Origin of the sequence: Corallococcus caeni, assembly GCF_036245865.1 — a bacterium.
Taxonomy (GTDB): Bacteria; Myxococcota; Myxococcia; order Myxococcales; family Myxococcaceae; genus Corallococcus; species Corallococcus caeni.
Genome location: NZ_BTTW01000001.1, coordinates 1,997,383 through 2,004,248 on the forward strand (window position 1 = coordinate 1,997,383; position 6,866 = coordinate 2,004,248).

Below are 6,866 nucleotides of genomic sequence, written 5' to 3' on the forward strand. Positions count from 1 at the left end.
CCTGAAGCACGAACGCGGCGCCCGGGTTTCTTCCCTGGCGCCGCGTCGCTTTTGCGGGCGGTGTGGAGACTACAGGGCGACGGTCAGGTTGAAGGAGAGCGCCGTGTCGGTGGACACCTTGCCCGGGGGCGGCGCGCTGTCGGTCTTCACGAGGAAGCCCACGCCCAACGCCAGCGCGTCGGTGAGGTTCGCCATCACCTGCGTCTGGCTGCTGAAGAGGATGCGCGAGTCGCTGATGACGCTGACCAGGATCTCCGCCTCTTCCTGGAAGGTGATGTCCTTGGAGACGCCGTAGCGGAACAGGGCGCCGAAGCGCGGACCGCCCAGGTCCACGTTCGGCAGGTCCACGCGATTGGGGTAGTACTGGAAGCGCAGCTCGCGTGCGTAGCGGAAGGCGAAGTCGGTGCGCAGGACGGTCTCGCGCACGCTGGTCTTCTCGTCCCGCTTGGTGTCGAACCAGAAGATGCTGGCGCCGGCTTCACCGTAGGGCCGCGCCTCGATGCTCTTGATGTGGTCCGTGTCGACGCCGGTCAGCAGGTAGCCGCTGATCTCCTGCGTGAAGCGGCGGTCCCCGCGCAGCTCGATGCCGGCGTTGAGGGCCACCACCTGGGACAGGGACTCCACCTCCCCCTCCACCTCGGGCGGGCGGCTGCGGCCGTACGCACCGTAGGCCTTCACGGAGTAGATCCAGTGCTCCGTCTTGCGCAGCGCGCTCGCCAGGCCACTCACCGTCAGCGTGGACGCGTTGCCCGTGAGGGAGATGAGGCTCAAGCCCACGCTGACGTCCCAGACGCTGGGCTTCGCCGGGGCCGCGGCAGCGACTTCGGGAGCGGGCGCGGGGGGCGGCGGCGGGGCGATGGGCGCGCGCGCGGTCACTTCGGCCAGGCGCTCGATGGCCTCCGCGAGCCGGGCGCTGGCCTCGGCGGCGCGCTCGGCGGCGACGGCGGCGCGCTCCGCTGCCACGGCGGCGCGCTCGGCGGCGGGGGCGTCCGCGGGGAGCGCGGGCGGCGCGGGCGGCGCCGGAGCGCGCGCGGAGGCCGGAGGCGGGGGGGCGGCGGGACGCGGGGCGGGCGCCGGCGTCTGGGATTGCAGTGACGAGGCGAGCAGCAGTGCAACGGGGAGCATCGAGGTTCCTTGAGGTGAGGCAGGTGCGGCAACGGACCTGCAAGGGAGCGTGGAGGGCCGGCTCCCATTCCGGCGCGAACTTCTTAGCGCATGCGGGACAGGGAGCGTCCTGACCTTCTAGGCTCGAAGTGCGGGTCGTCCCTGGACCCGGTACGTGAGGACCCGCCCTTGAGGCCCACCCTGCTGCCGCTGTTGTTCGCGCTGTCGTTGTGGCCCGCCGTCACCCCGGCGGCGCAGAAGGTCACCGTGCCGGTGGACGTGGGCGTGGGGCCGGCGGTGTTCGTCTTCTCCGGTCCCATCGCGGACGACCAGCTCCTGCACACGGGGCTGAAGCTGTCGGTGGACGCTGTGCTGGACAGGGAGTGGCTGCGCAAGAACCAGCGCGCCATCCCCGCGCGCTACCGCAAGCAGGCGAAGCAGATGGACGAGATCCGCATCTCTCCGTCCATCTTCATCCCGGACTCGTTCATCATCTCGCCGAAGTATCGCGACACGGGGATGTACGGCGTGACGTTCAAGCCGCTGGGGCTGGGGCTGCCGCTGTCGTCCAGCCCGGTGCGCTTCAAGCTGGGCGTGGGGCTGGTGTTGACGTACGCGTACATCTTCTCCGACACGCTGCCGGACACGCACTTCCTGCGGCCCGGGGCCAGCCTGGGCGCGGACCTGGAGTTCCAACTGGCGAAGAGCTTCCTCGTCAGCGTGGGCTGGGAGTCCACCTTCTACGTGCCGCAGGAGCTGGGCGGGCTGGGACTGCCGGACTCGCTGGGGGACGGCATCTTCCACGTGGGGCAGGCGTACCTGCAGCTGCACTTCCGGTTCCCATACACCACGACGCTGTAGCGCTCGCGCGAAGGCGGGACGCGCGTCTAGCGTGCGCGGCACCATGTCCCTCGTCCTCGCCACCGACGCACAGAAGGCACAGCGCGACGCCGTCACCCATGCCGCGTGGGGTTCGCCCCTGAGCGTGCCGCAGTACCAGGAGCGCGAAGCGCGGCTGCGCGCGCACCCGTGGTGCCGCGAGGGCATGAACACCTGGCTGTGGCTGGCGGACGACGGCCGGGTGCTGGCGTCGTGCGAGACCTTCCACACGGACAGCTTCCTCCGGGGCGCGGAGGGACAGCCCACGCCGGGGGACAGCTACGCCATCGCCAGCGTCTTCACCGAGGAGCACCTGCGCGGCCGGGGACACGCCACGCGGTTGATGGACGCCGTGGCCGCGGAGCTGGAGCAGGTGTCACCGCGTCCGCACTCGGTGGTCCTCTTCTCCGACGTGGGGGCGCCGCTGTACCGCCGGTCTGGCTACGTGGAGGTGCCCGCGTGGGACTGGCACCTGGACGCGGTCGACGCGCCTGGGGGACGGCCCGTGGACGGCGGGCTCCAGGAGACGGACGTGGCGGCGGCGCTCGCGCGGATGCGCCAGCCGGACGTGCCCTTCTTCCTGTGGCCCAGCGCCGCGCAGGTGGACTGGCACCTGGAGCGGGAGCGCATCTACGCGGAGCTGCTGGCGCGGCCCCGGCCGCGGACGTGCGGCGCGGTGGTGGGCGAGTCCACGGCGCTGTGGGTGATGAACGCGCGCTACGGCGAGCTGGTGGTGTTGCTGATGGATGCGCGGGACGCCTCCTCGGCGGAGGCGCTGCTCACGGAGGCGCGCGGCGTGGCGCATCACGCGGGGCTCAAGCGCGTGGTGTGGTGGGAGGAGCCCGCGACGGCGCCCCTGCTCACGGGGGTGCCCGGCGCGGTGCGCGTGCAGCGGGACGGGTCGCTGCCCATGCTGCGCCCGCTGCGCCCGGGCCTGCCTCCCGCGCCGGAGGTCCCCTTCCCTCGCGCCCTCTGGGTGTGAGCCGTGCGGCCAGCCCGGTGAGCGCCTGGAGCGGGGCCGCTCGCACGAGGGCAGGCTCGTGGCGCCGGCCCGGTGGGACGGCGACCTCAACCCGGATGTGTCAGGCGGCGACAGGTCCCCTAGGATGCGCCCATGGCCGAGCGAAGGCGCATCATCGAGGGCTCCTGGAACTGCACGTCCTGCGGCGCCAGGAACATCCCCGCCCGTCACAAGAACTGCCCCTCCTGCAACAACCCGCGGGAGCTCAGCGGCAAGGAGTCCGAGTTCGACTTCGGTGACGTGGACGCGGCCTCTGGCAAGTCCACCCGTGAAGGCGTCAGCGACGAGCAGGCCCTGGGCATGGCCGGTGCCGGCGAGGACTGGTTCTGCGCCTACTGCGGCGCGGCCAACCGGGGCGACGGCGCGCGCTGCCGGCAGTGCTCCGCCGAACGGGGCTCGGATGCGAAGACCGCGCCGCTCGCGGACCTGGGCCCCAAGCCACCACCGAAGCCCGCGCCCCAGCCCCGCCGCTTCGGGAAGGTGGCGCTCATCGTCGTAGGCATCCTCAGCTCCTGCTGCCTGGGCACCTGCGCGGTGGGCATCTGGGGCAACATGAAGCACGAGCTCAAGGGCGAGGTCGTGGCGACGAACTGGCGCCGCGCGCTGGTGCAGGAGCGCTTCGTGCCGGAGACGCGCTCGGGCTGGCGGGACGAGCTGAACCCCACCGCGCCGCGCATGCCGGTGAACGGCACGGGCGAGGTCGCGGGCGTGACGAACATCCGCGACTGCGTGTCCCGGCAGCGGGGCACCCGCCGGGTGGCGGACGGCACCCAGCGCGTGTGCCGGACGAAGACGCGCAAGGTGGCCTGCGGCACCGAGGAGAAGTGCACCCGCCGCGACAAGGGCAACGGCTTCGCGGAGGAGGTCTGCCACGACGTGACGAAGTACTGCAACGAGTCGTATGAGGACTGCGACACGGAGACGCGCTACCGCAACGAGCCCGTCTACGCGCAGCAGTGCGCCTACGACACGTACGTGTGGAAGCCGGTGGACACGCGCGAGCTCAAGGGCACGGAGGGGCCGCCGCGCTGGCCGGACCTCACCGCCGGGACGAACGAGCGGGTGCGGCGCGAGGAGGACTACAGCGTGCTGGTGCGCTACGACGACGGCGGCGTGAAGCAGCACGAGGTGAAGCCCACGCGCGAGGAGGAGTTCGTCGCGTGGAAGAAGGGCCAGGGCGTCACGCTCACCGTGACGAACCTGGGCAAGGTGGAGCAGGCCGTCCGCCGCTGAGAGCGCATCACCGAGGAGCCTCATGGAGTGCACCTGCTGTGGCGCCTGCTGCGTGGCGCCGGACATCGCCGCGCTGGACAAGCCCCTGGGGCTGCGGTGCCCGCACCTGGGCGCGGACAACCTGTGCACCGTCTATGAGCGGCGGCCCCAGGTGTGCCGGGACTACGCGGCGGACGAGGTGTGCCGCCGCATCGAGGCCCCCACGCTGGAGGAGCGCGTGCACAACTACCTGGCGCTGTTCCAGCTCACCGCGGAGGCGCAGGCGGTGCGCGAGTCCGGCTGTGCCTCCATGCGCATGGCGCGCGCCCTCCGGGAGCGGAAGTGACGTTCCAGCCCACCGAGCCGTTCGTCCCCGCGCCGGGCCTCCGTGGCGCGCATGCGCAGACCATCTACGCGTCGGTCGTGCGGCCCACCCGCGTGCCGCCCCTGCGCCGGGAGCGGCGCGATCTGCCGGACGGGGACTTCGTCGACCTGGACACCTTCGACGGCCCGAAGGGCGCGCCGCACGTGGTGGTGCTGCACGGCCTGGAGGGGTCGTCCCAGGCGGGCTACGTCACGGAGGTGCTGCGGGGCGCGGCGAAGCGCGGCTGGGGCGCCACGGCGATCAACTTCCGCTCGTGCAGCGGAGAGCCGAACCGGCTCCCCCGGGCGTACCACTCCGGGGACACGGCGGACACGCTGCTGGTGATGGCGGACGTGCGCGAGCGCATCACCGGGCCGATGCTCGCGGTGGGCTTCTCCCTGGGCGCCAACGTGCTGTGCCGGCTGCTGGAGGAGACCGGGGATCAGGCGCCGGTGGTGGCCGCCGCGTCCATCAGCGCGCCGTACGACCTGGACGCGTGCTGCCGGAAGCTGGATGGCGGCAGCGGCTACCACTGGCTCTACCGCGAGCGGTTCCTGCGCACGCTCAAGAGCAAGGCCCGCGCGAAGTTGCAGCGGTTCCCGGGCGCCTTCGACGGGGCGCGCATGGAGGCCGCGCGCACCATCCGCGGCTACGACGACGTCGTCACGGCGCCGCTGCATGGCTTCCGGGACGCGACGCACTACTACCGGGAGGCGTCATCGGGGCCCAGGCTCGCGGACATCCGCCGGCCCACGCTGCTGCTGAGCTCCGCGGATGATCCGATGCTGGAGGCGCCGGTGATTCCGCCCTCGGCGCGGGACAACCCGTTCCTCAGCGTGGTGCTGACCGAACATGGCGGCCACGTGGGCTTCGTCGCGGGCCGCGTGCACCGCCCGTCCTTCTGGGCGGAGGCGCAGGCGCTCTCGTTCTTCGAGCAGGTGCTCGCCCGCTGATCAGCCGAAGAAGAACATGAAGCCGAGCTTCGCGGACGGCTGGAGCGTGCGCATCATCCACGACTTCGTCTCCACGGGAGACAGCGAGTCGCGGAAGGGCTCGTCCAGCTTCTGGAGGCTGGGGACGTCCATCTCCATGAAGCTCGCGCCGCCGCGCACGAAGAAGCTGAGGCGCCGGGTGGCGTTGAACTCCAGCCCCAGGTGCGTGCTGACGTACGAGTAGCCCACGCGCTCCATGGAAGAGGTGGGCAGCTGCGTGCTGTCCGCGAGCCGCCGGTTCAGCGTCTTCGTGCTCGCGGCCTGCGCGTGTCCGAACTCCCATGAGAACGAGGGCGAGAGCTTGCCTCGCAGCGGCAGCAGCGTGACGCCCGCGCGCAAGGCGCCTCGCAGACCGTTGTGCGCGCCACCGAAGTGCAGCCGCAGGTACGGCGAGGGCCGGAGGACGCCGGAGAGTCCCGCCCCTTCGGGCATGCCCGCGTCGAGCATCAGACCGAAGGGCGCCAGCCGCTCCGGATCATTCATGCGACGGCGGCCTTCGCCCTGCTGTGCCTGAACCTGCGGCAGCTGTGCCTGCGGTGCGGTCTGGGCCACGGCGGAGTGAGCCGCCAGGACCACTGCCGCCGCGGTGACGATGGACACCGCTCCCATGAGGCTTCTCCCCGTTCCAGACATCGCGCCCCTGCGCGATGAGATTTGCGAGGTACGCCGGATCCCGGGAGCACTCCCCCCACGAGACCCGGCTGCGTGTTGCTCCCCCCGACCCGCCACTCCACACCCGCCACGGCCACACGTCCGGTGCTGACTGTCGCGTCGCCTCGATGCAGCCATCGGCTGGATCGCGAAGCTCTCGCACCGCCACGTCCTGATTCACTGCCCTTCACTGCTCCCGTCCAGCGACCGCGACCGCTTTGCCGGACTCCCCCAAACTGCGCACTGCCCCGTCCCGCCGCCCAGCCCCGTCCTGCGTGCTGCCTGCTGCCTTGCTCGACCGCACTGCCTGCTGCCCGTGCCGCGTGCTGCCTTGATGATCCGTACAGCGCGTTGCGTCCCCCTACCCCGTCCCGCCCGACCCCGTCCTGCGTGCTGCCCCGTTCAACCTTGCTGCCCCAACCCCGTCCCGCCCTGCCCCGTATTGCCTTTGCTGCCCCGTCCCGCCCGACCCCGTCCTGCGTACTGCCCCGTTCAACCTTGCTGCCCCAACCCCGTCCCGCCCGTCCTGCCCCGTTCAACCCTTGCTGCCCCGACCCGCCCAACCCCGTCCTGCGTGCTGCCCCGACCCGCCCAACCCCGTCCTGCGTGCTGCCCCGACCCGCCCAACCCCGTCCTGCGTGCT

Annotated in this window: 7 protein-coding genes; 5 read left to right on the top strand and 2 right to left on the bottom strand. The window is 71.8% G+C overall.

Features of this window, described 5'->3' with window-relative positions:
* Window positions 1-69 precede the first annotated feature (69 nt).
* The gene (locus AABA78_RS07970; RefSeq protein WP_338262346.1) at window positions 70-1,125 is read right to left on the bottom strand and encodes a DUF481 domain-containing protein; all 1,056 of its coding nucleotides are present in this window, start codon (window positions 1,123-1,125) and stop codon (window positions 70-72) included.
* Window positions 1,126-1,293: 168 nt separating this feature from the next.
* Here AABA78_RS07970 and AABA78_RS07975 point away from each other — a divergent pair, with 168 nt between their 5' ends.
* The 5 genes from AABA78_RS07975 to AABA78_RS07995 all read left to right on the top strand — a co-directional run bounded on the left by AABA78_RS07975 (window position 1,294) and on the right by AABA78_RS07995 (window position 5,533).
* Window positions 1,294-1,965, top strand: coding sequence for a hypothetical protein (locus AABA78_RS07975; RefSeq protein ID WP_338262347.1), 672 nt, complete (start codon window positions 1,294-1,296; stop codon window positions 1,963-1,965).
* Between the two features lie 43 nt (window positions 1,966-2,008).
* The gene (locus AABA78_RS07980; protein ID WP_338262348.1) at window positions 2,009-2,965 is read left to right on the top strand and encodes a GNAT family N-acetyltransferase; all 957 of its coding nucleotides are present in this window, start codon (window positions 2,009-2,011) and stop codon (window positions 2,963-2,965) included.
* Between the two features lie 132 nt (window positions 2,966-3,097).
* Window positions 3,098-4,237: a hypothetical protein gene (locus AABA78_RS07985; protein ID WP_338262349.1), complete on the top strand. Its 1,140-nt coding sequence runs from the start codon at window positions 3,098-3,100 to the stop codon at window positions 4,235-4,237.
* A gap of 22 nt (window positions 4,238-4,259) precedes the next feature.
* On the top strand, window positions 4,260-4,562 hold the full coding sequence (locus tag AABA78_RS07990) for a YkgJ family cysteine cluster protein (RefSeq protein WP_338262350.1): 303 nt from the start codon (window positions 4,260-4,262) through the stop codon (window positions 4,560-4,562).
* Window positions 4,559-5,533, top strand: a complete 975-nt coding sequence (locus AABA78_RS07995; protein WP_338262351.1) for a hydrolase — start codon at window positions 4,559-4,561, stop codon at window positions 5,531-5,533. The genes AABA78_RS07990 and AABA78_RS07995 overlap by 4 nt, the downstream gene beginning before the upstream one ends.
* Here AABA78_RS07995 and AABA78_RS08000 read toward each other — a convergent pair whose 3' ends face one another.
* Window positions 5,534-6,181: a hypothetical protein gene (locus tag AABA78_RS08000; protein ID WP_338262352.1), complete on the bottom strand. Its 648-nt coding sequence runs from the start codon at window positions 6,179-6,181 to the stop codon at window positions 5,534-5,536.
* Between the last annotated feature and the right edge of the window lie 685 nt (window positions 6,182-6,866).

What these genes read in the sequence shown, in the direction of transcription:
- AABA78_RS07970 (WP_338262346.1), bottom strand. Translation starts at nt 1,125, where the DNA reads ATGCTCCCCGTTGCACTGCTGCTCGCCTCGTCACTGCAATCCCAGACG.
- AABA78_RS07980 (WP_338262348.1), top strand. Translation starts at nt 2,009, where the DNA reads ATGTCCCTCGTCCTCGCCACCGACGCACAGAAGGCACAGCGCGACGCC.
- AABA78_RS07985 (WP_338262349.1), top strand. Translation starts at nt 3,098, where the DNA reads ATGGCCGAGCGAAGGCGCATCATCGAGGGCTCCTGGAACTGCACGTCC.
- AABA78_RS07990 (WP_338262350.1), top strand. Translation starts at nt 4,260, where the DNA reads ATGGAGTGCACCTGCTGTGGCGCCTGCTGCGTGGCGCCGGACATCGCC.
- AABA78_RS08000 (WP_338262352.1), bottom strand. Translation starts at nt 6,181, where the DNA reads ATGGGAGCGGTGTCCATCGTCACCGCGGCGGCAGTGGTCCTGGCGGCT.